Raw genomic sequence first — 22,434 nt, 5'->3', positions numbered from 1 at the left:
CAGCCCAGTAAAAAATGTCCAATAAAAATTTTACTATAGATGGAGAGGACAAACAAGTCAGTCAAGCGAAACACCAGGGAGAAGCTGATGCTCCTCCCCTGCATTTATTTCTGTTTTATGCTGTTTTCAAAAACGAAATTCAGCCTGCCTTCTCCCCATTCGAGCCTGGCCTGAAATTCCTTTTCGCCTTTTTTAAACCCTTTGATAAGATCTGTCTGCCCATCTTTTAAAAGCTTGCGGACATTTGCCTGGCTTACAGTTTTCCCAAGCACTTTTTTGGATATGGTGAAACGGCACTCAGAAGCTTTATAATTCGCACAGCCATAAAAGGTCCCTTTATCGACAACATCGCCGCCGCAAAGCTTGCATTTGCCGACCTTCGTGCCGGCACCGCCCCTTTTTCCTTTCTTCCCTGGCCTTCTATCCTTAAATTCCTCCAAGTCATATCCATCGAAGCTCCACTGGGCACTCTGTTCTGTCGCATCATTAATCAGCTTGATTGACAGCTTCTTCGCCTGCTCCATGAATTCTTTGGGCGATGCTGCCCCCTCACCGATTTCATTCAGGCGCTGCTCCCATTTGGCGGTCATTTCAGGGGACCCGAGCACACTTTCTCCGATTGAATCGATTAAGAGCTTTCCTTTGTTTGTCGCATACACCTGGTTCTTGCGGACATCAATATACATCCGGTCCTTAAGAATCCCAATGATACCCGCACGCGTCGCTTCAGTGCCAAGCCCTTCAGTCTGTTTCATTACTTTAACGAGGTCAGAATCCTCCAAATGCTTCCCGGCGGTTTTCATCAGGGTGATAAGCTGCCCCTCCGTGTACCGCTTTGGCGGCTGCGTCTTGCTTTCTTTAACCTCAGTATCCTGCACGATCCCTCTTTCGCCGGATTCCAGGGACGGAAGATCCTGCTCATCTTCATCTTTTGCTGTACTCTTCTTTTGGCTGTACAGGACCTTCCTCCAGCCCTCCTGTATCATTTCCTTGCCTTTTGAAAGGAAGGCAGCCCTCTCGTCCGCCAGTGTATGGATAGTCGTGTAATCAAAGACGGCTTTTTCATAATGGGCGGCAATCAGCCTTTTTACAATCAGCTCATATATCCTTGCTTCATCGGCACCCATTTTTGACGGATCGGCTGCCTGTTCTGTAGGAATGATGGCATAGTGGTCTGTCACTTTCTTTTCATTCACAAATCTCTTATTATCCAGTATGGATGAAGCAGGAAGCGGAAAATAGGCTTTAAAAGCATCCATTTTTGAAAGCTTTTCCAGTGTTTCAGGAAATGCCGCCGCTTCCTCTTTAGTGACAAAGCTTGAGTCCGAGCGGGGGTACGAAATAATTCCTTTTACATAAAGCTTCTGGGCGATTTCCAATGTTTTTTGCGGGGAATATTTGTAAAGTTTATTCGCTTCGGCCTGCAGGGACGAGAGATTGAATAAATAAGGGGGCAGGAATTCCTTCCTCTCTTTATCGATCGATTCAATCCTGGCGTTCTTTCCTGCTGCAAACTGCTGGATTTTCCTGGCCATCCCTTCATTATCCAGACGGGAATTCCCATTTTTATGCCATTTCCCTTTATAAGTCTTTCCTTCCATATTGAAAGTAGCCATGACTTCCCAGAAAGGCTCTGACTTAAAGTTCTCGATTTCTTTCTCTCTTTTTACAATCAGTGCAAGGGTCGGGGTCTGGACCCTTCCGGTCGAAAACACATCCTGGATCCCTTTTTGCTGGAGCAGCAGGGTGTATGCCCTGGAAGCATTCATGCCGACAAGCCAGTCGGCACATGCCCTGCTTAGCGCCTCATAATATATATTTCTAGTTTTCGATTCATCGAGGAGATTGGCAAAGCCATTTGTTACAGATTTGGCGGTGAGAGATGAAATCCATAGCCGTTTCATCGGCTTTCTGCTGCCGCATTGGGTCAGAATGACTCGGATAATTGCTTCTCCTTCTCTTTCTGCATCACCCGCGATGATAATTTCATTGACTTCTTTACGGTGTACCAGTTCTTTAATGACTTTGAATTGCTTCCACTTTGACTTGGATACACGGTGCTTAAATTGCTCCGGGAGTATCGGCAGAGTGCTCAGCGACCACTTTTTCCATTTAGGATCATATTCCTCAGGGGGAACGAGTTCACATAAATGGCCAATGGCCCAAGTCATGAAAGCACCCTCTGGGAACAGGTGGTTTGGCGAAATCTCCAGATAGCCTTCTTTTTTCTTAAATGAAAATGGGGCGGCAAGCTTCATTCCCTGATCAGGCTTCTCTGCAATAATCAGCTTCATATTCATTCTCCTTGCTCGGGACTGCGCAAGTCCGACTTGATTATTTTGCTGCTTTACCCAAACGGCAGCAGGGCCCGAAAAAAAGATTATACATGATTCCAGGCTTTTCCGGCACCATTTAGCTCCTGGCAGATTGGACCAGGCACTTTTTTTCAGAATTGATTTCAATGGGGAGTTTCTATGGGGGATGAAGGCCTTGAGGAAGCTGCTGTGCATATAAATTAAGCCAGCAGAAAAAAGCGCCCTTCCCGGCGCTTCTTCTATTATACTATTAAACTTTCTTTCTTTAAAGCTCCTTGCAAACCAAGGATCTTTGCAGCATCATTATTCTGCTGTATGGACCCGCATGCTGTTCCGTTTTTTCATTATAAAGCCTTTGGAAGGCGAAAACAGGAAAACCAGGGCAAAAATTATTCCATTGGCAGCTGCCATGCTTCCCGAAATGGACGCATTCAGCCAGCTGGCAGCGAAATACCCGCCGATAGCCGCAGCTGCTCCGATCAAAGCACTATATATAAGCATGGTCCCAAGCCTGTCTGTCAGCAGGTATGCAGATGCTCCAGGTGCAATCAGCATAGCAACGACAAGGACTGCTCCGACGCTGTCAAAAGAAGCTACAGTCGTAATTGATACCATCCCCATCAGCAGGTAATGGATGAACAGTACCGGAATCCCAATCGCTGCTGCCATCTGGGGATCAAAAGATGTAATTTTGAATTCCTTGTAGAATAATCCGATCAGCAGCAGATTAAACAGCAGGACACCCCCAAGCATCAGAAAGGCTTTCGGGACTTCAGGAAGCATTCCAATCTGGACGACATCCCAGGGAACAAAAGCAATCTCTCCCATCAATGCATGGTCGACATCCAGGTGGACATTTTCTGCAAAAAGCGAGACCAGGATTACTCCTAAAGCAAACAGGAAGGTGAACACAACACCGATTGAAGCATCCTCCTGCACTCCGCTGCTGTTAAAGGTCTGGACAAGGAAGGCTGTTGCCAGCCCAGTTGCTGCTGCTCCAAGGAGCATGTAAAATCCGTTCATGCTTTGGCTGATCAAAAAAGCAAGGACGATTCCAAGGAGCACGGTATGGCTGATGGCATCGGCAAGCATGGACAGCTTCCGCAATATCAGGAAGCATCCGGTGATGGCACAGGTGATTCCTGCCAGTGATCCTACTGCCAAAATCCACAATTCATAGCTCATAGATTCTCTCTCCTTTCAGAAACGGAAAAAGGTGATAGGGCCGGCATCATATTATATTGCCAAAGCAGCCCTTCCGCTCTTTTGGCAATCGGATCAGACGGTCTTTCGATCAGCCTTTCTGCCAGTGCTTCCCTCTGATCCTCATTAAATTCTTCACTGTGCATGAGGCACAGTTCATTTATGCGGCCTTTCAGTGTCAGGATATAGCCTTCGAGAACACCTTTGTCCGTAAGCATCCAGCCGCCTGAATCCTTTGAGATTAAATGCTCCTTGTACAGGTCGCTCATCAGCCTCATAGTATGTGATTTTGAGAAAGCGAGCTCACCGGATATCCTGCTTTCAGCAATGATCATTTGTTCCTTCCCTGTCTCCCTGTATGCAGATTCTGTCAGTTTGTACATTGCCCTCAGCACCTGGCTCTTCTTCGTCTTCCTGTTAAAGACGATTCTTTTTGCCAGCTTTGTCAGCAATCCTCTCTGCGGGGCAGCCAGGACAGAGAAAAGAAATAATCCGGTAGCCGTAACTACAATGAACGGCCCTGTTGCAAGCCCCTGCCCCAGCGTGCTCAGAAGGGTTCCGATCATTCCTGATAAGGCACCGAATCCTCCTGAAATAAAGACCATTTTCCCAAGTGACTCTGTCCAATACCTCGCAGCAACGCTTGGTGTGATCAGCATGGCAGCCATAAGGATCACTCCGACTGCCTGAATACCGATAACAACGGCACCAGCCAGCAGTGTCAAAAACATAAAGTTCAGCCACCCGGCAGGAAGGCCCAGCCCCCTCGCAAAATCAGGATCGAATGTCAGGACCTTCAGCTCTTTGAAAAAAAGAACAGTTACCACAATGAGCACGGCAGATGCCCCTGCCATCAGCTTTACATCACCGCCTACCATGGAAGCGGCCTGCCCGAAGATGAAATCATTCAACCCGCTTTTATTGCCTGCCGGTGATTGCGAAATCTTAGTCAGCAGGACAATCCCGAATCCGAAAAATACGGACAATATCAGACAAATCGCGCTATCCTCTTTTAGTATGGAGTTGGAAGTGATGAATTGGATGCAATAGGCAGCAAGCAGACCGGTGATTGCAGCTCCGATAAGAAGGGCAGGCAGAGATTTTTCTCCTGTGAGCATAAAAGCAATACATATCCCCGGCAATGCTGCATGTGCAACCGCATCTCCGATCAGGCTTTGCTTTCTAAGAAGGGCTATGCTTCCAAGCACTCCGCTTGCCACACCCAGGAGCATTGTTCCGAACAGGACCCACTGTGTATTCGCATTGCCCAGCATTTGCATTAGTTCATTCATTTAAGGCACCTCACTTTTGCTCGACCATCACTTGGCCCTTTTCCAGGAAGGCCAGCTTGCCGCCATATGTTTTGTGCAGATTTTCCATTGTAAATGTTTCCTCTGCGGGACCGTGGGCAATGGTCCTCATATTAAGCAGAATGACAGAATCAAAATACTCTTTTACAGTCTGCAGATCGTGATGGACGACCAGCACCGTTTTCCCCTGGGCCTTCAATTCATTCAGCAGGCTGATGATGGCCCTTTCTGTAGAGGCGTCCACCCCGACAAATGGTTCATCCATGAAATAGACGCTTGCATCCTGTGCAAGTGCCCTTGCAAGGAAGACCCGCTGCTGCTGTCCTCCTGAGAGCTGGCTGATCTGCCTGTGCTGAAAAGCTTCCATCCCTACTTTGCGGAGGCATTCTCTTGCCGCTTCCACATCGGCTTTTTTTGGACGCTTGAACCAGCCGACATGGCCGTATCGCCCCATAAGGACAACATCAAGCGCATTCGTCGGAAAATCCCAATCGACTGTACCCCTTTGCGGCACATATCCAACGAGCCTGTCTTTGGGCCGGTATTCTCTGCCGTAAACCTTTATCTCTCCCGAGGCTCTCGGAATCAGGCCCAGTATGGCTTTAATAAGCGTAGATTTTCCGGCTCCATTTGGCCCGATGATTCCCACCAGGCTTCCTTCCCCAACCGAAAAGCTTACTTCTGTCAGAACCGGCTTCTTTTGATATGCGACTGTCAGATTTTTTATTTCTACTGGTTTCATGTTTTCCCCCCCTATTTCAGCGCTTTTGAAATGGTATTGACATTGTGCCTGTACATCCCCAGATAAGTTCCTTCCTCTGTTCCTTCCTCTCCCATCGCGTCAGAGAACAGCTCTCCTCCGATGGAAACGGTATGGCCTTTTTCCTTTGCGCCTTCAATGACCGCGTTGATGGACCTTTCCGAGATGCTGGATTCTACGAAAACTGCCTTTATATTGCGCGAGACCAGTGCATCAACAAGGGCCTGAACATCACCGAGTCCGTATTCGGCATCAGTGCTCAATCCCTGAAGGCCCATTACTTCCATATCGTATGCTCTTCCGAAATACCCAAAAGCATCATGGGCCGTAACCAGCACCCTCTGTTCTTCCGGAATCCCTGCCATTTCCTTTTCAGCATATCGTTTTAATTCATCCATTTCTGCAAAATAAGTATCTGCATTTTCCCGGTAGTATTGTTCATTATCAGGATCTGCCTTAATCAGTCCTTCTTCTGCCTTTTCCAGAGCTGTTTTCCATAGATCGATATCGAACCATACGTGGGGGTCATGGGCATTGTTCCCATCTGCAGCCAAAAGCTTCTCTTGTTCTATAGATTCAGCAATGGCATATGTTGGCTTCTGTTCATTCATTTTCTCGAAGATATCGAGCATCTTCCCTTCAAGGTGCAGACCGCTGTAAAAAATGATGTCAGCTTTTTGAAGTTTCTCCATATCTCCCTGTGTTGCTTTATAGAGGTGGGGATCTGTGCCAGGCCCCATCAAACTATGCACCTCCGCCTTATCCCCCGCTATTATTTTCACAGCATCGGCTATCTGTCCGATCGTTGTAGTGACATAAAGCTTCTCTCCTTCTCCTTCACTCTCGGCAGTCTTCCCGGAGCATCCTCCCAGCACCATCAGACTAAAAACAAAAGCTAACATCATCCATTTTTTCAACTTGAACACCTCTTCCTTCTTTATTTCTTCATCCTCAGTCCTAAATTGTATGCGCCACTTTTAACGATGTGCACACTTTTTATACGAAACTATAAATTTTAAACACAAACATAAAAGTTTCCCTCGGTAAACATTTTAACCTCAGTGTAAAATTTGTCAATCTATCCGGCAAAAAAAATAAACCGGCTTCGCCGGTTTATGGTTGAAATGGCTTTATAGACAGATTGCACTGTGTATACCATCTTTCTTTTGGAACTACATGGGATACAGTAAGGATCAGGGACGGAATTTTCTCGAGAGTAAAAATGATCATGCCGATTTGTTCATCTATGATAGAAAAGGAGTCTCCGTGTGAACTTTGCACAAAGGTTTCGCCAAGCTGTATGAGCGAACTGTAGATAGCCTGTTTGATTTCAGGATCCAGTTCAATATTCGGGGAGAATCTTAATATCCATTCCTCATTCCCTATTAAGAACCTGAACATCTTCTCACCTTTTTCTTTGTTTTTCAGCCGGCGTTATTGAGGATGAAGTCGGCTGTTTTATAATTTATGAGAAAAAAGGCTGAAAATGACAAGCAATCTCTCTTATTCATAATATCCGTTCGATTTGCAGCTCCCTGCTGTATCTTAAGTCAATGAGGCGGTCTTCTGTCTGCACAAGTGCGGATAATGGATCATATGGGTGGATCAGCAGGATCCTGCCCTCTGACTGGTCTGTCAGCCTTACCATCGATCCTGCCAGGCTGTTCATCAGGTTTTGGATGAAAATAAGCATAAAACCAGGTTCAAATGAACCGAAAGCGCCATCCTTCATTTTGCGCATGACCTGATAAAAAGGCAGGGCTTCATGGTAAATGCGTGCAGACGACATGGCATGGAAAACATCGGCAATAGCTGTAATTTTAGCTAACTGCTCTATTTCCCTCCCTTTCAGGCCAAGCGGATATCCCCTTCCATCTTCTCTTTCATGATGCTGGAGAACAATAAGGGCCGCTTTTGGGCTGACATCTTCCAGATCCCTTACCATTTCATATCCATACACAGAATGAAGTTTCACTTCTTCATATTCTGATAGGGTAAGCTTTCCGGGTTTTGATAGAATATCATCTGGAATCTTAATTTTACCTATATCATGAAGGATGGATCCTAGAAGCAAATCCTCCATCAAGGCTCCGCCAATACCAAGCCAGCGCCCGATCATCCCGGCTATCATACTGACACATACAGCATGGCTGGAGGTATATCTGTCTTTTTTGTCGAGCAGATGGAAAACATGGGACACCCCGGGAATCTCCGTAAGTGTCCGGATGGCAGGCAATATATCCGCTTTGATTGCATTTATTCCGACCCCTTTCCCTAATCTTGCTCCGGCAAATATATTCTCCATCTGCCTCACTGCATCTTCGATCAGCACGGCAGCATTCTTTCCGCCTTCTCCATCGCTCATGCAGCCTGAATCAAACGCCGGAGGCCCCGGCCTGTCTCTTTTCAGCTGGAAAAGAAGCCGATCGATTTCTGCTGGAGATAAAGGCTTCTCCCTGCCGAGCTCCTTAAAGTTTCTCACCATCTCACCCCGCATGCAGAACTATTATACAGCTTCAATTTTAACAAAAACAGGAAACGCCACCTATCATTTTTTGTTCCTTTTTCTATAAATATAAAAGATTCAAAAAATTATTGAGATTTTTGTAAAAATTCTGCATTATTCCTTGACTGGAAATTTTCCTTCGTGTATATTATAGACATCATTTAACAGAATAATTTTCTGAGTTTTCCAGAACTAGTTAATGATTCTGCTAGTGATAATATTTATTTCGACACAATTTGTGTCTTGAAAGGCTTAGGAGGAAAAGTTCACATGCAAAACGGTAAAGTTAAATGGTTCAATAACGAAAAAGGTTTTGGTTTTATCGAAGTTGAAGGCGGAGACGATGTGTTCGTTCACTTCACTGCTATCCAAGGCGACGGCTTCAAGTCTTTGGAAGAAGGCCAGGAAGTTTCTTTCGAAATCGTTGAAGGAAACCGCGGACCTCAAGCAGCTAATGTTGTAAAACTTTAATCAGCACTTATAGATAATTGGCCCTTGGAGGCGAATTAAAAAAGGCGGGCATATTGCCTGCCTTTTTTACATAGGTAATGAAAGCGGCAGCAGACTGTGTTTAGGACAGTCTGCTGCCGCATTTTTTTATTTTTTCCCCGATTGTACATTGAGTAATGCAGAATCGATGAGCGAACCTCTTCCCTTTTTCTTCCTTGTGATGCTTGTGGAGAAAGCAGCCATTGCAGTACTGTTCCATAAGCTCTTCTGTTTCTTTATAAATATCCTTCCGTTCCAACTCTTTCCTTCCTTTCCTCTGCAGAACAGTCATTCCGCCTTTTAAATGATCTGCATTCTGCTGTTGATCAGCTTTCCCTCCAGCGCCTGGCTGGCCAGCTTATCCGCTTCTTTATTTTCTGACCTCGGTATGGGCTCATACTTCGGCTCTAGTCCCAGCTTGGTTATCTTTTCTTCTATCCGGTCAAGCCATCTGTTCAAACTTTCTTCATAGCAGGGCCATTCTCCTTCAAGCTGCTTGAGCACGACCTGTGAATCCCCCAGGAAACGGCATGTCATATGATGAGCTCCCATTTCTTCCAGCAGTGTAACAGCATAATGCATCGCTGCGTACTCCGCTTCGTTATTTGTATCCATTTCGCTGATTCTTTCATTTGCCCGGATGCGGAATTTCTTTTTTCCCTGCTTATAATAAATGACTGCTCCCAGTCCCGCCTGATACGTATCTTTATTGAATCCGCCATCAAAGTATACTGTTATATCGTGAGGCTCAGCCTCCACTTCGGCCAGCAGCTTCCTCATTTCCTTTAAGGACCAGCCAGTCCCCATCTCATCAAAAAACTCAAGATCTAGGGCCTTTCCTCCCTTTTCGAGGTCTCCGCCGAGTTCCAGTGCAGTTTCCCCGTCCATCCAGTCAGAGGTGAACCGGATTCCGTCTGTTCCTTTCAGCCTGTAGAGCCACTCTAACTTGTATTTCATAGTATCCGCCTTTCGCTACAGTATCAAGTATTTGTTTAGCCTATTCAAGCCGGGCACAAGTATCACAAAATTGCTAAAACTTTCACTTTTGCTAAGATGTGTCTTTCCTTCTATATTCACGCTATAATGGTCAAGGACAACTAAATATATGGCGGTTCGCAACTTCCCGCACTATCAAAACTAGGAGGATCTTATGTTTAACGAATGGTTTGGCTTCATTTTTGCACTAGTTAATTTTGCTTTCGTACTATTATTTTACCGCATTTTCGGCAAAACCGGACTTTTTGTCTGGATAGGCCTTTCTACTGTACTTGCCAATCTGCAGGTCATAAAAACAATTGAAATATTCGGGATGACTGCCACCCTTGGCAATGCGATGTATGGCACCGCCTTCCTTGTCACAGACATCCTGAACGAAAAGTACGGTAAAGAAGAGGCAAAAAAAGCGGTCTGGCTTGGATTTTTGACACTTCTGTCCATGACAGTGATCATGCAGATGGTACTGCTTTTCCAGCCGCATGAAATCGATATGGCACAAGGTGCATTAAGTACGATTTTCTCGTTTCTTCCGCAAATAGCGCTGGGAAGCCTTGCAGCTTATCTTGCAAGCCAGTTTCTGGATGTATACATTTTTCAATTCCTGAAAAGGAAGTTCCCTAAAGACAATCAATTTTGGATCAGAAATAATGGAAGTACGATCATCAGTCAATTTATTGACACACTCGTCTTTACCGGGATTGCTTTTGCAGGGGTTTTTCCATTCAATGAATGGATCCAGATATTCATTACAACTTACCTGCTGAAATTCATTGTTGCCATCCTGGATACGCCTTTTGGGTATATTGCCAAGAAAATGCATAAAACAAGCAAGGCGCAGACAGCTGTTGATCAATAGAATGAAGAGAGTGCCGCGGCGCTCTTTTTTTTTGCATTCACGGTGATAAGAAAAAGCCGTTTCTGTGCTAAACTTACATATAGTGTTACCCGTTCTCATGCGGGATAAGCAAGGTTATTCTTTTATATGGAGGATTTGCGATGATCGAAGTATATATCGACGGTGCAAGCGCCGGCAACCCGGGACCAAGCGGCGCCGGGATTTTCATTAAGGGTGGAGGTACTGTTGAACGCCATAGCATACCGCTCGGTGAGATGAGCAACCATGAGGCAGAATATCATGCTTTCATCCGCGCACTGGAAATTTGCCTGCAAAAAGGCTACAGGACCGTTTCTTTTCGGACAGATTCCCAGCTTGTTAATGCAGCGGTCGAGAAGGAATTCGTCAAGAACCCCCTTTACAGCGGCCTGCTTGAAAAAGCTCTCGTCCTATCCAGGCAGTTCGACCTTTTCTTTATGAAGTGGATTCCAAGCAGTGAAAATAAAACAGCTGATGAACTGGCCAGGAAAGCGGTCCGCGGCAATGGGAAAGAAGGGAGCACCGGATGAAACAGTCCCGATCCTTAGCAGATATCTGTCTTCTTCTGGTCGCATTCGTTTGGGGTGCGACGTTTGTGCTGGTCCAGAATGCCATTTCATTTCTGGGGCCTTTCACTTTTAATGCGATCCGTTTTTTTATTGCCGGGACGCTTCTTGCGGTGTGGCTCTTTATTTTTAAACGGCAGCAGCTGGTCCATCTCAATTGGAAGCTCGTGTCCTCCGGCATATTTATAGGCCTTTGGCTGTTTGCAGGATATGCCTTCCAGACAGCCGGCCTCCTTTATACAACCTCTTCAAAAGCAGGCTTCATTACAGGCTTAAGTGTAGTGATGGTCCCTTTATTGGGATTTGCTCTTTTGAAAATCAAGCCAGGCGGCAACAGTGTCATCGGAGTGGCAACGGCGGCGGCCGGCCTCTATCTGCTTGCCATGACAGATGCATCTTCCCTGAATAAAGGGGATATGCTGACCTTTGTCTGTGCTGCAGGATTTGCCCTTCATATCATTTTCACCGGCAAATTCAGCAAACACCATCCGGCCCTTCTTTTGACTGTTGTGCAAATATTGACTGTGGCAGGTCTTTCAAGTGTTTCTGCTTTGTTATTCGAGGATTGGCAGTCAGCCCTCAATCCTGATATCATCCTCGAAGGAAATGTTGTTACAGCTTTGCTGGTGACTTCCATATTTGCCACCGCTCTCGCCTTTTTGGCACAAACTGCCTTCCAGAAATTCACCACTCCCACTAGAGTCGCGCTTATCTTTGCAATGGAGCCAGTCTTTGCAGCGGCAGCCGGCTATTTCTGGGCAGGGGACCGCTTGACGATTTCAGCTCTTGCTGGATGCGCCTTAATTTTTGCAGGGATGGTCTATGCAGAAATGCCTTCGAGAAAGGAAAAAAAAGCAGTTGCCTGTGAGCAAAAATCAGCATAATAAAGAAAATAGCAAAAAGGCCAGCTGTATGCCAGGGCTTATTCGTCCCTACAGCTGCAACAGCTTGTACCATTAGTTAAAAAAGAAGGGAGGCCTCGGCCTCCCTTCTGGCTTATATAGCCAAAAGCTCTCTTTGTTTAATGAAATGGAGCGCTTCTTTGCGGGTAGTGATCCCATTTGCTATCAGCATTTCCAGCAGGGACACATAAAAGCTCCCATCAAAGGCTTTTTGTGCTTTTAATGTTATTTCGATAGCGGCATTCGCCAGTTCATCCGAGGCATTCGTATATTGCTTGCCAAAGTATACAAATCCTTTTGCGTCCTCACGGAATTGAAAGCCTTTGCTTTCTAGGTGATTCAAATATTCTTCAACTGTTTTCAATATGCTGCAGCTCCCTGAATCTTGTCATCCTATCTTCTAAATTTTACCTTAAATTTCGACAATTTTCTATCCTTTTTTGAAAGCAGATAGCCTGCCGAACCGGTCAGGATTCCAAGCAGGGCGCCTCCAAGCACTTCCTGAGGCTGATGCCCAAGCATTTCTTTAAGCTTTTTCGGTTTTTCTTCACTGAATTCCACAGCTTCATCTTTGTGGACTTTATCCATCAGCTCTTCCATAGAGTTAACCTTCAAGGTCAGCTCGCCCGTCTGCCTCCTAATTCCCTGGGCATCGTACATGACAATCAGGCCGAACACAAGAGACAAAGCAAAATCAATTGTCGGCAGCCCGCGTTTCAGGGCGATGAACGTAGTCAGGGAAGACACTCCCGCTGAATGGGAGCTCGGCATCCCGCCTGTCTGAAAGAACAAACCCGGCTTCCATTCCCTTTTTTTTAAAAAGTGGAGCGGTATTTTCATGCCCTGGGCAAGAAAGATGCTGAGCAATGCTACAATGACTCCTTTATTCAATGGCCATCACCTCATTTTATATTGTGAAGATGAGCGGGTTTAAATATTCGTTTGGCAAATACTAAAGCTGCAGGTGCAGAAATCAGCAGCTGCACCACTTTTCCGGAGGTGAATGTATATGAGTAAAAACGGCCATGCCAACAGAGGGAAAAAAGCCCCTGGCGTTAATCCCCAAGGCTACGGACAGGATGCCGAGTTTGCTGAAGAGCCCAAAAGCAAGCTAGAGAATGCTGCAAAAAAGAAAAACACGAAATAACAGCAAAAGGAGCTGCAGCTATAGCAGCTCCTCCATTCTTGTATAATCCTGAACTCAGGCAAAGCTCTTGCTTTCCTCAAGCTTTTCGAGATGCCTGTACAGCCCCCTTAATTCCAGATCACTGAACTTTTCCATTGCCTTCTGGCGATTGATTTTATAAACAGCATCTTCCAGCACGCATTCGACTGGAACATCGCATTTAATCTCTGCCAGCTGCCTGCTTAGATGGAGCATTTCCAGCCCCTCTTCGATCTTAGCTTTCTGCGCTTTTGTAAGCTTATCAAGATTCTCGATGACGCCATCCACATGTTCGAACTGCTGCAAAAGCTTTAATGCTGTCTTTTCGCCGATTCCTTTAACACCAGGATAGTTATCGCTTGGATCTCCCATAAAAGCTTTGAGATCAATCATCTGCCTTGGCATAATCCCTTTTTCTTCATAAAATGTGTCTGCTGTATGGACAAGATAATTGCCAAAGCCTTTTTTAAGCAGAATGACCGAAATATCTTCGTCAAGGAGCTGCAAAATATCCTGGTCGCCCGTCAGGATTGAAACCCTGGCCTCCGGCTGTAGCTTTTTCGCAATCGTGCCGATGCAGTCATCGGCTTCAAAACCAGCCAGCCCGATATTGGGGATATCCAGAGCTTCTACAGCTTCTTTCACCAGATCAAACTGCGGAAGCAGTTCGATCGGAGCTTCTGAGCGGTTTGCTTTATAATCGCTGAACATTTCAGTCCTGAAGGTTTTGCTGCCCATGTCCCAGCAAACTGCCACATGTGTTGGCTTAAAAGATGATACTGCCGTGAAAAAATGCTTCAGGAATCCCTGAATCGCATTGGTCGGAACCCCTTTTGAATTTATCATAAACTGTCCGGTGACAGCCGTAGCAAAGAATGCCCTGAATAACAGCGCCATACCATCAACAAGCAGCAGCGAAGGTTTATTTTCATTCATATTGTACAGCCCCTTTTCTCTTTTCATATTTCTCTATTATAACATGAATGAAGGCACGGCTTTCCTGTTAAGATTTAGGTTTCTTTAACGGAAAAAAGGCCCTGGACAGGCCTTTCCTCTTTCAGCTCCATTACTCTGCCGGAGGATCTTTCTTGACAACCTCTATGCCCTTTTCTTTAAGTACATACTGCATGGCGACCCTTGCTTTGACTACATTGTTATTCAGCACCATGGAATATTTCTTTCCATCTTTGAAGGTCACAATGAATTTGTCATCAGTTGCTATTCCTCCTGATAGTTTGGCTGTCTGCTCTGCAGCTGCCACTTCATCCCACGTGTACGTTTTTTCCTTCAGTGAAAAAATAGGGTCGATTGTTATGCCGTTCTGGTCTGCATAATGATAGCCATCCGTACTAAGCAGGATGAACAGCACTCCAACAGCAGCACTGACTGCCAATAACCCTTTCAATCCTGTTGTCATTTTCTGCTTGCTAAGCAGTACAGCTGCAGTTATGCATATGGCTGCAAGCAGCAGCAGGCCGGCAATGAAAACGCCATAAGCAGCCCTCAAGGGTTCAAAGAACCATTCGCCAGATGGTGAAAACAGAATCTCCTGCAGTGGTATCAGAATGAAAATCGGCACAAAACATGACGACAAAATCAAGATGATCGCACATGAAACAAAAATTTGGCTCTTTTCCGTTTTTCTCTTTTTTGTAATGGTATAGCCTGTGCTCATAAAAAAAGATCCCCCTATTAAAATTTCAGAACCTTCTCAATTATACAATAGAAGCAAAAGTAAAAAAATCCCTTTTCAAGGGATTTTCTATTTATTTGCCAGCTGCCTGAGCCACTTTATTCTCCGGATAGGAGATCCAGTCGCTGAAGCTGCCGATATACAGCTTTACATTTTCATAGCCTGCTTCCTTCAAAGCAATGAAATTAGGGGCGGCCGTGACGCCTGAACCGCAATAAACTATGACAGGATCTTCCGGACTGGTGCTGCTGAACCTTATTCTTTGTTCTTCTGCAATTCTGTATTTTCCGCTATCGAAACCGTCTGTCCATGGATAATTGACGGCTCCGGGTATATGGCCGGCTTTTTTATCAATAGGCTCCTCTATTCCAAGATAGCGTTTTTCCTCACGCGAATCTATCAAGGTTTTCTTAAATTCAGCCCCGGAAGCCTTTTTTACTTCTTCTGTATCTGCCAGTATAGCAGCATTCAGGCTTAAGTTATATACACCTCTCGCAATGCGGGGAATTTCTTTTGCCACAGGCTGTCCTTCTTTCTTCCATTCCTTGAAGCCGCCATTTAGGACATAGACGTTTTCATGGCCGGCATATTTCAGCAGCCACCATAATCTTGCAGCAAACGCCCCTTCTCCGCCATCATATGCAATGACAGCCGTATGATTGGAGATTCCGGCCCATTCCAGTTTTTCCTTGAATTCATTCATATCAGGGAGGGGGTGTCTTCCGCCATGCTCTGACACCTGTCCGGAAAGGTCCTTTTCCAAATGAAAATAAACAGCGCCCGGGATATGCTCTTCAAGATAGGCCTGTTCCCCTTTTTCCGGCTCTCCCAGACTGAACCGGCAATCACAGAACCGGACGTCTCCGCTGCCGAGCCCTTCTATCACCTCACTAATTTCCTTGACCCACTTCATTTTCTTTTCCCCCTTTCCTTTTTCCCATCAGTTTCCTGACATTTTCCTTTGGATCCCAGCAATTGAATTGGTAATGCGGCAATGTATCAAAGCCGAGCCGCCTGCACCGGTACTCCATTTTCCCCCCGGCCCTCTCTGCCTGGAAATGTATGCAGGTTGCACAAGCATGGAATGATTTCCCCATTATTTCCCCCTAAATATCGAGAAGTTCCCAAAGCCATTGGTTCAGCTTCTCCCTGGTATTTTCCCTTTTTCCAGCCGGCGCCGATGCCGGAGTGTCCAGCTGCTTTTTTTGCCTTAATAAAAGGATCTCCAATTCAGCTCTTTCACTTTCCTCTAGCAGTCTGCCGCTGGCCTTTGCTTCAACAAGGATATGATAGCATTGCAAAATTTGGGCAAAATCCGGTGCTCCAGGAACACCGGCAAAGAGATCAGTCCAAGGCACAGCTTTATTTTCTTTTGACAGCATTCCTGCCAGCAGGCATGATCTTGCAGCATGGATCAGCTGTTTCTGCCTCCTGGACGTCAATTCCTTGCCCGAAATTTCTTTTAAGTTCCGACTCATCAGAGCCTGATAATGCTTTGCTAGCTTAAAAGGAGAATATTCTTCAATGATGAAGTTCCGGAGGCGGCTGGCAAAACCCTGCCTGTCAATATAGACGATTGGGGAATACGCCCATTCATAAAGGCTTGGATTTGATTTTTCCAGCAGGCTGAACGCCTTGAACAAATCCCAGCCTGCAGAGTCTGCAGGCGAGGCATGGATGATTGTCTCCTGTTCCGGCTTCAACGCTAAATAGCTGCGTACTTCATTGTATTTGTAAATAAAACGAACATCGTAATCCGATTGTTCGGAAGCCGTTCCCCAGGCGCGGCTTCCTGCTTCACATGCATAATAAATGGTGATATTATGTTTCTTTTCCAGGTCCTGAAGCCATTCTTTCACATTATCACCCTTTGCTGCGAGATGTGAATTGGACGAGTGAGCGTTCCAGTTCAGTCAATTTCCCCAGAGGAATTTCATCACTCAGCGCTGCAGACACCCCTTCATAATATTCAGCTGCCTGCTCAGCCATTTCGGCCGCCATCTTTCGGTATTCTTCTTCGAGAATGCCTGTATAATAGTCTTTCAGCCTGCTGCCCTCAGAAGCCAGATAAATGTCAGCCGGTTGATCCAGCACTTTGTGCAGTTCCTCGCCAAGCTGTTTTCTGCCATTCTGTTCAAAGAATGCCTTCGGGCTTTTAAAATAGCTTAAAGCCTTTTTGAACATCTCAGGCTCCAGGTCCGAAAAAGCGGATGTGAATTCAATCCCTGAATGGCTGGAGACTTCAAATTCTGTAAATGTAATATCTCCGCTGATTTTCCTGATGGAAGATTCCAGTGCGGCCTGGGCTTCCTTTGCCAGCCTGCCGGCAAATACTTCGAGTCTCAGCGAGGTTGCCCTCATCTCCTGTGCAAAATCAAACCCGAAAGAGCTGATGAAGTCGGCCAGGGCATCCTGGAGTGCTTTCTTCATATTCCTGCCGTCATCTTTCAGGACAGAAGGATTAAAGGCTTCTTTGATAAAATCGCCAAACCTGAAAAATACCCGCTGCTTAATGTAAAAGATGAGCTCATCCGCTTCCTGTTCAAGCCTTTTCTTCAGCACTATGGAAGAGCCTTTTTCAAGAATATCCCCGATTCCAGCCTTCTCCCCAGCTATCTTTTCGCGTTTCCGCTGCTTTGCCGACACATCTTCCTGAGAAGAGCGGATAAAACTCCTGAGCTGGCCGATGGCGCGTTCCCATTCACTTTCAGCCGAGTTGACGGCAATGGCGGAAAGCTCGCTGGAAATGAATGAATAAAACCGTTCCTCGAACTCCGCCAAATAGGAATTGCCGGCGGCCTCGCCCAGCTTTTCCTGCAGTCCCAGCAAACTTGAGACCGGATACAGATGCGGACGGCGAATGCCGTACTGAGTCAGCTGGTCTTCCACATAGCCGAGCACAGAATTCATTTCCTCCTCACTTGAGGCGAGATCGACTGCATTGACAGCAAAGAACATTTTATCGAGTTCAAAAGAATCCTTCACCCTTCCGAGCTGAATGAGGAATTCCCTGTCAGCCCTTGAGAATGCATGATTATAATAGGTGACAAAAAGGATGGCATCTGAATTTTTTATATAATCGAATGCAACGCCTGTATGGCGGGCATTGATTGAATCAGCTCCGGGAGTGTCGACAAGTGTGATGCCCTGCCTCGTCAATGGGCAGTCATAAAACACTTCAATCAGCTCCACCAGGCAGGATTTCTCCTCGTCTGCCACAAAGGCCCCAAATTCTGCCAGACTGGCTGTCAAAGTATCGCCCAGCTTGGCACGGTACTCCGGATATCCTTTTGAAAAGGCGTTCAGGAAAGCCAGATGGGTTTTTTCGCTGCTGTTCAAATCCCCTGCTTCACTCAGCTTTCCGATTCTTCTAAGGGCGTCATCAAGATCTGCTGCCTGTTCATTGAAAGCCTTGAGGGAACGATTGACATCCTCGTAAAGAACCTCGGCTGTTTTGAAATGAACGAGGCTTGTGCCATGGGCATGGTCTTGGTCGACAGGCCTGATTTTATTGATTGCGGCTGTGGTCGGATTCGGCGAAACCGGAAGAAGCCTTTCGCCAATCAGCGCATTTGCAAAAGATGACTTGCCGGCACTGAAGGCTCCAAATAAAGCAACCGTATAATCCTTGTCCTTCAGCCGCACCGCTTTTCTCGCCAATTCGGCAGCAGTCTTTGAGAATCCGGGTACATCTTTCAATTTGTCAGCTGTAAATAGAAGCCTTTCGATCATGTCCTCCGGGTCTGCACTCCGCCCGGCAATTTGAACTTCTTCTTCTTCCATTTCAAGCTTATCGTTTACCTTTTCCTGAAGGATTTCTTCATCGTCCGGCACAGCTTCGGCTGTTTCGGTGTCGGCTGTCAGCTCGATTGCGCTGGCACTCAGCTGATCTGAAGGATAGTCTTCATGTATTACCTGCTCCAGCCTAATTTTTGCAGCGAGCTGTTTTTCTTTCATTTCATTCAGGCTGCTCCACGCTTCTGCATAATTTTTGATTACCCTGTATTCCGCTTCTGACTTTTCAATCGCTTCTGAAGAGTTTTCCGCTGCTTTTTGGATCATGCTGTTTTTAATCTGTTCAAAATGGTCCTTAGCCGCTTTTTTCACTGCTGAGGCGACATCCTCTGTATAGTTAAGCACATATTCACCTGTCAGCATCGCACCGCTTTTCACGGTCTGTTCGATCATTTCCGGCGAAAACGGGATGGAGAAGCTTTGCACCGCTTCCAGCAGTTCAGGATCGTGGAGCTCTTTTTCTTTTATTGCCCTTGAAAATACTTCCTTTATATGCCAGACCAGCTCTGACTTCACCCGGTCGTGCAGATCCTGATAAAAAGCATCAAGGCGGCGGGCTGATTCCTCCCCGGTTTTCTGGCGTGAGAAAAACAGGCCGACTTTAAATCCGGGCTGACGGGATTCGAGATACTTTTCTGCAAGCTCCCTTGTCTGGTATGGCATCAGGTAAGCGTTCTTTAATACCTTTTCCAGCTCTTTTCCAAATTCTTCCTGAAAAGCATCCCTTTCTGCCTTTTTCTTATTGAGCTCATCCTCAAAAGCAGCAGCTTCCTTCTCTAAAGCCTCCCTCTTCTGTGCAGGAAGCCCTTCCAAAATTCCTTCCAGCCGCTGTTCTTCCGACTCATCGAGTGTCTCCCGGAATCGGATATGCTCATCAGCGAGCCTTTTTATAGCTTCCTCTGCAGCCCGGGGAAGCAGTTCGCTGCTTAAAGCCATCTTTTCCTGAATGAATTGGCGCAGCTTTTTGAATTCGTTATGAGGATGGTTCTCTTGTTTTAGTGATGTATAGAAAATACGTTCAGGCTTCACTCCCCAAGAAGCAAATGACTCTTTCACACTGGCTTTGAACTTCGCCATGCTTATTTCTTCTTCACGATGCTTGTCGACCTGATTGATGATCAGATAAATCTCTTTTCCAGCAGCAGCAAGCTCTTTTGTAAACAGGAAATTCAGTTCTGACTGGACATGATTATAATCCATCACATAGAAAATGAGGTCGGAAAGGTGCAGGGCAGATTCTGTTGAAATCCTGTGTGCATCATCTGCCGAATCGATACCCGGTGTATCCATGACAGCGATATTATTCGGGAGGCTTGTGCCCGGCTTGCTGATTTCGATGGAGTGAATCTGGTCGCCATCCCGGCAATACTTTTTTACACGCTCATAATCATATGGAGCAGGATAGAGGCGGGGATTTCCTTCTTTAAAGAAGACTTTGGCATAATCCTCCCCTGCTTTGATTGTCACTAAATTGGCACTTGTAGGGATCGGGCTTGACGGCAAAAGGTCTTCGCCGATGATATTATTGATCATGCTTGATTTTCCGGCTGAAAAATGGCCGCAAAAGGCAATAGTAAACTCATTCCGGCGGATCTTTCTTGCAAGCTGGCCCGCCTTTTCTGCTGATTGGGCATCTTTCTGTTCTGCAAAATAATCATGAAGGGCAGCGGCTTTGTTGACCTTCTCTGCTGTCCGCTGTTCTGGCAATGTGAATGACATCCGATACTTCTCCTTGCTTTTATGAATTTACTACCATTTTAAACGATTATTCGCTCTTTTCATATACTTATAACTATGCAGCTGCCAGCCCGTGCGGAAGAAGCTCTTATCAGCAAAAAAATCAAAGAAAAAACCCTTTTCTGAAAGGAAAAGGGCCTGGAATATTTTATTTCATTGTCTGCGGCTTTGCAACATGGCTTAAGACGTGCTTCATGACAAACGAGTATACAGCGATAACACCAATAATAAAAACAGATACCATATGTAACACCGTCCTTGGTTGAATCATTTTTTCAATTGAGAATAATATTCAGCCTCATTTAGAAGTTTATCATCAATGAAAATCATTTTCAACTGCTTTATTCAGAAATTCGTTTCGGCCTTCCTGGAAGAAAACGGTTATGCTGCAATTTTTCCCGGTATTCAGTCAGGCCGCTGAGAGCCTGTTCTTCTGCAGGTATCCTGACCGAGAGGATGGCAAGATTGAGAATGGAAAACACGGCCAATGTCCAATACGCCTGGAACATAAGAGGAAAAGCGAGGAATTCTAGGGTTACAATTACATAGTTCGGATGCCGGATGTATCGATAAGGCCCTCGCATGACCACTTTGGCCTGGGGAATAACCAGGATTTTCGTATTCCAGTACTTCCCCAGGGAAAGAAGCGCCCACAGCCGGCCAGCCTGAGTGATGATGATAATTGTTAAAATGGCTGGCCACAAGGATGATAGGGTCCTGCTCCCCCATGAAACCTCTAAGCTGAAAAAAAGAAAGAAAAAAGTATGGATCACTACCATTAAGCTGTAGTGCCCCTTTCCAAACTCAATGGCTCCCCGGCTTTTCATCCATCTTTCATTGCTTCTGGCTACTGCCAGCTCCCCGAGCCTTTGCAGCATAATAATCAAAATAAAAACGGTGAACATATCCATATTATTCCCACCTCAGCAATAGCAGTTCAGAGCTGAACCCCGGTCCCAGGGCAGCCGCAATCCCAAGCTCTCCTGCTTTCCCTTTTTCCATAAACCTTCTCAGTACATACAAGATCGTAGCAGAAGACATATTGCCGAACTCCCTTAGCACCTGAAGGGATATATCTGTCATATGGGGAGAAAACTGCAGGCTGCTGACATAGGCATCCAGAACCTTTTTCCCGCCCGGATGCGCCACAAAATGATCAATTTCATCCAGCCTGGTGTCCATCCTTTTCAGAAAGCTTTCTACATTTGGCTTGAGCCAGTTTTCAATAATGGAGGGAATATCCTTGGAAAATACTACATAGAGACCCTCGTTCTTCACATCCCATCCCATTACATCAAGAGAATCAGGCATGGTCGTCGAAGCTGTGCCAATTATTTTTGGAATGGCGGCAGTGCGCTTGATCATATCCAATTCCGCATGATCACCGGCCATTAAGACACAAGCAGCACCGTCAGCAAATAAAGAGGTGCCGATCAGATTGCTTTTGCTTCGATCATTTTTCTGGAAGGTCAGGCTGCAAAGCTCGACTGCCAGGACAATCACTTTCGCCTTTGGATAGGCAAGGCAGTATTCATAAGCCCTTGATAGCCCTGAAGCCCCGCCGGCACAGCCGAGCCCCCATAAGGGTATTCTTTTTGTATGCTGTGAAAAAGGCAGGATGTTCATGATCCTTGCTTCCAGGCTTGGAGTGGAGATTCCCGTGCTTGTCACCATGAAGATGGCATCAATCTCCGTATAATCTATTTTTCGTTCCAGGAACTGTCTGTTATGGAGGCAATTCTTTATGGCCTCTGCCCCAAGCTCTACCGCACATTCAATAAAAGCTTCATTTTTTTCTTCAAAAGAATGTTCACGCCTGTACCAGTCCATTCCTTTCGCAAAATGCCTTTTATGTATCTGGCCATTATGGAAGGCTTTTAAAAGCCTCTCTACATCCTTGAAGGACTCAGAAAACAGGTCTCTTGCAAACTCCATTACTTGTCCCTGCTCCAGCCTGTGGGCAGGGATGGCTTCGGCAGCCGAGATGATAGCTGGCATCTTATTACGCTCCTCGCTCTATAAACAATTCCAAGTTAATTTTTCCAAACGAAGAAGTTTTATACACAGATGGATGCAGCACGGGACAAAAAAAAGCTTCCCCGCCCGAGGAAGCTTCACGTTTT

At 45.9% G+C, this 22,434-nt stretch carries 24 protein-coding genes; 5 read left to right on the top strand and 19 right to left on the bottom strand.

Annotation, left to right across the window (positions count from 1 at the left end; genetic code table 11):
* Nucleotides 1-104 precede the first annotated feature (104 nt).
* From LCM00_RS10335 to LCM00_RS10305, 7 genes are all read right to left on the bottom strand, one after another.
* On the bottom strand, nucleotides 105-2,294 hold the full coding sequence (locus LCM00_RS10335) for a DNA topoisomerase III (protein ID WP_224901167.1): 2,190 nt from the start codon (nucleotides 2,292-2,294) through the stop codon (nucleotides 105-107).
* Between the two features lie 324 nt (nucleotides 2,295-2,618).
* Nucleotides 2,619-3,500, bottom strand: coding sequence for a metal ABC transporter permease (locus LCM00_RS10330; RefSeq protein WP_224901164.1), 882 nt, complete (start codon nucleotides 3,498-3,500; stop codon nucleotides 2,619-2,621).
* The gene (locus LCM00_RS10325; protein WP_224901161.1) at nucleotides 3,497-4,810 is read right to left on the bottom strand and encodes a metal ABC transporter permease; all 1,314 of its coding nucleotides are present in this window, start codon (nucleotides 4,808-4,810) and stop codon (nucleotides 3,497-3,499) included. The genes LCM00_RS10330 and LCM00_RS10325 overlap by 4 nt, the downstream gene beginning before the upstream one ends.
* A 10-nt stretch (nucleotides 4,811-4,820) precedes the next feature.
* A complete protein-coding gene (locus LCM00_RS10320; protein ID WP_224901157.1) occupies nucleotides 4,821-5,570 on the bottom strand; it encodes a metal ABC transporter ATP-binding protein in 750 nt (249 codons plus the stop codon).
* 11 nt (nucleotides 5,571-5,581) lie between these two features.
* Nucleotides 5,582-6,505, bottom strand: coding sequence for a metal ABC transporter solute-binding protein, Zn/Mn family (locus LCM00_RS10315; protein ID WP_224901154.1), 924 nt, complete (start codon nucleotides 6,503-6,505; stop codon nucleotides 5,582-5,584).
* 196 nt (nucleotides 6,506-6,701) lie between these two features.
* A complete protein-coding gene (locus LCM00_RS10310; RefSeq protein WP_224901151.1) occupies nucleotides 6,702-6,989 on the bottom strand; it encodes a hypothetical protein in 288 nt (95 codons plus the stop codon).
* A gap of 106 nt (nucleotides 6,990-7,095) precedes the next feature.
* Nucleotides 7,096-8,073: an HD-GYP domain-containing protein gene (locus tag LCM00_RS10305; protein ID WP_224901148.1), complete on the bottom strand. Its 978-nt coding sequence runs from the start codon at nucleotides 8,071-8,073 to the stop codon at nucleotides 7,096-7,098.
* A gap of 291 nt (nucleotides 8,074-8,364) precedes the next feature.
* Between LCM00_RS10305 and cspD the strand changes: the two genes are divergently transcribed.
* Nucleotides 8,365-8,565, top strand: coding sequence for a cold-shock protein CspD (gene cspD / locus LCM00_RS10300; protein WP_009791749.1), 201 nt, complete (start codon nucleotides 8,365-8,367; stop codon nucleotides 8,563-8,565).
* A 100-nt stretch (nucleotides 8,566-8,665) separates the two neighbouring features.
* On the opposite strand, the gene LCM00_RS10295 is transcribed toward cspD, so the two are convergent.
* Nucleotides 8,666-8,842: a zinc-finger domain-containing protein gene (locus LCM00_RS10295; RefSeq protein ID WP_224901145.1), complete on the bottom strand. Its 177-nt coding sequence runs from the start codon at nucleotides 8,840-8,842 to the stop codon at nucleotides 8,666-8,668.
* A gap of 41 nt (nucleotides 8,843-8,883) precedes the next feature.
* Nucleotides 8,884-9,540, bottom strand: a complete 657-nt coding sequence (locus tag LCM00_RS10290; protein WP_224901142.1) for a ribonuclease H family protein — start codon at nucleotides 9,538-9,540, stop codon at nucleotides 8,884-8,886.
* A gap of 193 nt (nucleotides 9,541-9,733) precedes the next feature.
* On the opposite strand from LCM00_RS10290, the gene LCM00_RS10285 reads away from it, so the two are divergent.
* The 3 genes from LCM00_RS10285 to LCM00_RS10275 all read left to right on the top strand — a co-directional run bounded on the left by LCM00_RS10285 (nucleotide 9,734) and on the right by LCM00_RS10275 (nucleotide 11,903).
* The gene (locus LCM00_RS10285; RefSeq protein WP_224901139.1) at nucleotides 9,734-10,435 is read left to right on the top strand and encodes a queuosine precursor transporter; all 702 of its coding nucleotides are present in this window, start codon (nucleotides 9,734-9,736) and stop codon (nucleotides 10,433-10,435) included.
* Between the two features lie 140 nt (nucleotides 10,436-10,575).
* Entirely contained in the window at nucleotides 10,576-10,983 is a 408-nt protein-coding gene (locus LCM00_RS10280; protein ID WP_224901136.1) for a reverse transcriptase-like protein, read from the top strand.
* Complete coding sequence (locus LCM00_RS10275) at nucleotides 10,980-11,903, top strand: DMT family transporter (RefSeq protein WP_224901133.1); 924 nt, start codon at nucleotides 10,980-10,982, stop codon at nucleotides 11,901-11,903. Before LCM00_RS10280 ends, LCM00_RS10275 begins: the two co-directional genes overlap by 4 nt.
* 112 nt (nucleotides 11,904-12,015) lie before the next feature.
* Here LCM00_RS10275 and LCM00_RS10270 read toward each other — a convergent pair whose 3' ends face one another.
* Together LCM00_RS10270 and LCM00_RS10265 are read right to left on the bottom strand one after the other, a co-directional pair.
* The gene (locus LCM00_RS10270) at nucleotides 12,016-12,285 is read right to left on the bottom strand and encodes a DUF6123 family protein (RefSeq protein WP_224901130.1); all 270 of its coding nucleotides are present in this window, start codon (nucleotides 12,283-12,285) and stop codon (nucleotides 12,016-12,018) included.
* A 29-nt stretch (nucleotides 12,286-12,314) separates the two neighbouring features.
* Nucleotides 12,315-12,812 (bottom strand): divergent PAP2 family protein, encoded by a 498-nt coding sequence (locus LCM00_RS10265; protein ID WP_224901127.1) that lies wholly within the window; start codon nucleotides 12,810-12,812, stop codon nucleotides 12,315-12,317.
* 118 nt (nucleotides 12,813-12,930) lie between these two features.
* Between LCM00_RS10265 and sspL the strand changes: the two genes are divergently transcribed.
* Nucleotides 12,931-13,068, top strand: coding sequence for a small, acid-soluble spore protein L (sspL, locus tag LCM00_RS10260; protein WP_022544111.1), 138 nt, complete (start codon nucleotides 12,931-12,933; stop codon nucleotides 13,066-13,068).
* Between the two features lie 54 nt (nucleotides 13,069-13,122).
* On the opposite strand, the gene LCM00_RS10255 is transcribed toward sspL, so the two are convergent.
* The 8 genes from LCM00_RS10255 to LCM00_RS10220 all read right to left on the bottom strand — a co-directional run bounded on the left by LCM00_RS10255 (nucleotide 13,123) and on the right by LCM00_RS10220 (nucleotide 22,309).
* Nucleotides 13,123-14,022: a 5'-3' exonuclease gene (locus LCM00_RS10255; protein WP_224901125.1), complete on the bottom strand. Its 900-nt coding sequence runs from the start codon at nucleotides 14,020-14,022 to the stop codon at nucleotides 13,123-13,125.
* A gap of 130 nt (nucleotides 14,023-14,152) precedes the next feature.
* Nucleotides 14,153-14,761 carry a hypothetical protein gene (locus LCM00_RS10250; protein ID WP_224901123.1) on the bottom strand — a complete coding sequence of 203 codons (609 nt, stop codon included), beginning with the start codon at nucleotides 14,759-14,761 and terminating at the stop codon, nucleotides 14,153-14,155.
* 91 nt (nucleotides 14,762-14,852) lie between these two features.
* Nucleotides 14,853-15,692: a sulfurtransferase gene (locus tag LCM00_RS10245; RefSeq protein ID WP_224901121.1), complete on the bottom strand. Its 840-nt coding sequence runs from the start codon at nucleotides 15,690-15,692 to the stop codon at nucleotides 14,853-14,855.
* On the bottom strand, nucleotides 15,670-15,876 hold the full coding sequence (locus tag LCM00_RS10240; protein WP_224901119.1) for a hypothetical protein: 207 nt from the start codon (nucleotides 15,874-15,876) through the stop codon (nucleotides 15,670-15,672). The genes LCM00_RS10245 and LCM00_RS10240 overlap by 23 nt, the downstream gene beginning before the upstream one ends.
* Nucleotides 15,877-15,885: 9 nt before the next feature.
* Nucleotides 15,886-16,638: a nucleotidyltransferase domain-containing protein gene (locus LCM00_RS10235; RefSeq protein WP_224901117.1), complete on the bottom strand. Its 753-nt coding sequence runs from the start codon at nucleotides 16,636-16,638 to the stop codon at nucleotides 15,886-15,888.
* 4 nt (nucleotides 16,639-16,642) lie between these two features.
* On the bottom strand, nucleotides 16,643-20,293 hold the full coding sequence (locus LCM00_RS10230) for a dynamin family protein (RefSeq protein ID WP_224901115.1): 3,651 nt from the start codon (nucleotides 20,291-20,293) through the stop codon (nucleotides 16,643-16,645).
* Nucleotides 20,294-20,652: 359 nt separating this feature from the next.
* The gene (locus LCM00_RS10225; RefSeq protein ID WP_318247605.1) at nucleotides 20,653-21,222 is read right to left on the bottom strand and encodes an isoprenylcysteine carboxyl methyltransferase family protein; all 570 of its coding nucleotides are present in this window, start codon (nucleotides 21,220-21,222) and stop codon (nucleotides 20,653-20,655) included.
* Nucleotide 21,223: 1 nt separating this feature from the next.
* A complete protein-coding gene (locus LCM00_RS10220) occupies nucleotides 21,224-22,309 on the bottom strand; it encodes a type III polyketide synthase (protein ID WP_224901113.1) in 1,086 nt (361 codons plus the stop codon).
* Nucleotides 22,310-22,434 lie beyond the last annotated feature (125 nt).

It is taken from the genome of Bacillus infantis (genome assembly GCF_020171945.1).
Taxonomy (GTDB): Bacteria; Bacillota; Bacilli; order Bacillales; family Cytobacillaceae; genus Bacillus_AB; species Bacillus_AB infantis_A.
Note: the sequence above shows the minus strand (reverse complement) of the source record. Positions and strands in the feature narration are given on the sequence as shown.

Excerpts from the sequence above, each read along its gene's own strand:
- LCM00_RS10335 (WP_224901167.1), bottom strand. The coding sequence starts at position 2,294 with ATGAAGCTGATTATTGCAGAGAAGCCTGATCAGGGAATGAAGCTTGCC.
- LCM00_RS10330 (WP_224901164.1), bottom strand. The coding sequence starts at position 3,500 with ATGAGCTATGAATTGTGGATTTTGGCAGTAGGATCACTGGCAGGAATC.
- LCM00_RS10325 (WP_224901161.1), bottom strand. The coding sequence starts at position 4,810 with ATGAATGAACTAATGCAAATGCTGGGCAATGCGAATACACAGTGGGTC.
- LCM00_RS10320 (WP_224901157.1), bottom strand. The coding sequence starts at position 5,570 with ATGAAACCAGTAGAAATAAAAAATCTGACAGTCGCATATCAAAAGAAG.
- LCM00_RS10310 (WP_224901151.1), bottom strand. The coding sequence starts at position 6,989 with ATGTTCAGGTTCTTAATAGGGAATGAGGAATGGATATTAAGATTCTCC.
- LCM00_RS10305 (WP_224901148.1), bottom strand. The coding sequence starts at position 8,073 with ATGGTGAGAAACTTTAAGGAGCTCGGCAGGGAGAAGCCTTTATCTCCA.
- cspD (WP_009791749.1), top strand. The coding sequence starts at position 8,365 with ATGCAAAACGGTAAAGTTAAATGGTTCAATAACGAAAAAGGTTTTGGT.
- LCM00_RS10290 (WP_224901142.1), bottom strand. The coding sequence starts at position 9,540 with ATGAAATACAAGTTAGAGTGGCTCTACAGGCTGAAAGGAACAGACGGA.
- LCM00_RS10285 (WP_224901139.1), top strand. The coding sequence starts at position 9,734 with ATGTTTAACGAATGGTTTGGCTTCATTTTTGCACTAGTTAATTTTGCT.
- LCM00_RS10280 (WP_224901136.1), top strand. The coding sequence starts at position 10,576 with ATGATCGAAGTATATATCGACGGTGCAAGCGCCGGCAACCCGGGACCA.
- LCM00_RS10275 (WP_224901133.1), top strand. The coding sequence starts at position 10,980 with ATGAAACAGTCCCGATCCTTAGCAGATATCTGTCTTCTTCTGGTCGCA.
- sspL (WP_022544111.1), top strand. The coding sequence starts at position 12,931 with ATGAGTAAAAACGGCCATGCCAACAGAGGGAAAAAAGCCCCTGGCGTT.
- LCM00_RS10255 (WP_224901125.1), bottom strand. The coding sequence starts at position 14,022 with ATGAATGAAAATAAACCTTCGCTGCTGCTTGTTGATGGTATGGCGCTG.
- LCM00_RS10250 (WP_224901123.1), bottom strand. The coding sequence starts at position 14,761 with ATGAGCACAGGCTATACCATTACAAAAAAGAGAAAAACGGAAAAGAGC.
- LCM00_RS10245 (WP_224901121.1), bottom strand. The coding sequence starts at position 15,692 with ATGAAGTGGGTCAAGGAAATTAGTGAGGTGATAGAAGGGCTCGGCAGC.
- LCM00_RS10240 (WP_224901119.1), bottom strand. The coding sequence starts at position 15,876 with ATGGGGAAATCATTCCATGCTTGTGCAACCTGCATACATTTCCAGGCA.
- LCM00_RS10230 (WP_224901115.1), bottom strand. The coding sequence starts at position 20,293 with ATGTCATTCACATTGCCAGAACAGCGGACAGCAGAGAAGGTCAACAAA.
- LCM00_RS10225 (WP_318247605.1), bottom strand. The coding sequence starts at position 21,222 with ATGGATATGTTCACCGTTTTTATTTTGATTATTATGCTGCAAAGGCTC.
- LCM00_RS10220 (WP_224901113.1), bottom strand. The coding sequence starts at position 22,309 with ATGCCAGCTATCATCTCGGCTGCCGAAGCCATCCCTGCCCACAGGCTG.